We start from the raw sequence: 1,345 nt of genomic DNA, 5'->3' as shown, positions 1-1,345 counted from the left end.
GGGGAATTCATCCCGATGATTTTGAGGAAATCATGCCGGTGATTTTGGGGAATCGCTATCCGATGCTATTGGGGATTTTACATCCGATGTTGACAAGGCTATCTCAATCCGGGCGAAACCACCAATGGGGCCCTCCCAGGATTTTACTTGAATGCCGCCAATGATAATCCGAATGCTTGGTATGTTTATAATCGAAACCCTAACGATGGCACTACAGGTTGGGCCAATGGATGGTATATGGACGCATATTAAGCAATTTGCATGATTAAAGAAGAAAGGCGTGACATGTGTGAAAAAACGTCAAATCGCAACCGCTCTGATCTGTATGGGTTTAGTTGGAGGTGTGTCAACAATACTTTTTGCAAATCGGCATGAAGCGACTCACGCACTGGCTGAACAGAAGACGCAGTCATCGCAAGCACAAACTCCCGTTGCAAAGCACATTGTGAAATCTCCCACGATCGATTTCAGCCAGACGGGGCCTATCCAGCATATTGTTTGGGATCGCACCGAGCAGACGGATGAATACTGGCAAAACGTGGAGACCGGTGAGTGGCGAAGCGTTATGACCGACCATGCTCGTGGGATCGTAAAAACCGCTATTGCAGGCAAAGATCATATTCTCTATGTATTCACCACACAGGACGGAAAACTGGTGTCAGCCGAAAAAATCCCGCAACTCAACAATGACGGCAAATCAATGCGAATCATTGACAACAAGAAAATCAATGATGTTTCAAAATTCAAATTCGTGAAAGATGATACCATCAATGGACGATCTGTAAAAGTATGGGAAAATAAACTGAAAACACCGGAAGGCCAGGCTGTATCGCAAAAAATAGTGGTTGACCAAGCGACCCGTCTCCCTCTGCAGATCGAATCCGCGAGAGATGGAGCTTCTACCGTTCAAACATGGAGTTACAGCTACTTGCCATACGACGCTTCGTTATTTCAAATACCCGGTAACATCACCTTCAAAGAAATGCCGCCCGTAGACTCTACTCCAGGCAAGTAGTCAACAACCCGTATCGCATCAGGAATCAAGATCTGAATGTACATTTTACAGGCAGGGATCAAACTCTGCCTGTTTTTCTGCTTGACTGCCGCCGAAAGGAGAATCCATATGCCCCACACATGGCAAGACCGGTATCTGAACCATTTGGGCGTTCCGCGCTCCAATCCCGGCATTCCCTATCTTGGTCAACTGATTCACGCCCATATACAGCGGGTTCCGTTTGAAACCATGAGCAAATTTTATTATTTGAATATCAAGTTACCTCAGCAAATCCTTCACATGCGAACATTTGTTTGTTATACTAGATGCAAACGAATGTTCGGGAGTGGT

Annotated in this window: 1 protein-coding gene; it reads left to right on the top strand. The window is 45.8% G+C overall.

What is annotated here, in order from left to right; genetic code table 11:
- Window positions 1-289: 289 nt before the first annotated feature.
- Window positions 290-1,015 (top strand): hypothetical protein, encoded by a 726-nt coding sequence (locus C230_RS0100115; RefSeq protein WP_026174043.1) that lies wholly within the window; start codon window positions 290-292, stop codon window positions 1,013-1,015.
- Window positions 1,016-1,345 lie beyond the last annotated feature (330 nt).

Origin of the sequence: Effusibacillus pohliae DSM 22757, from assembly GCF_000376225.1 — a bacterium.
Taxonomy (GTDB): Bacteria; Bacillota; Bacilli; order Tumebacillales; family Effusibacillaceae; genus Effusibacillus; species Effusibacillus pohliae.
The sequence above is the reverse complement of the archived record's forward strand: the minus strand, read 5'-3'. Positions and strand labels throughout refer to the sequence as shown.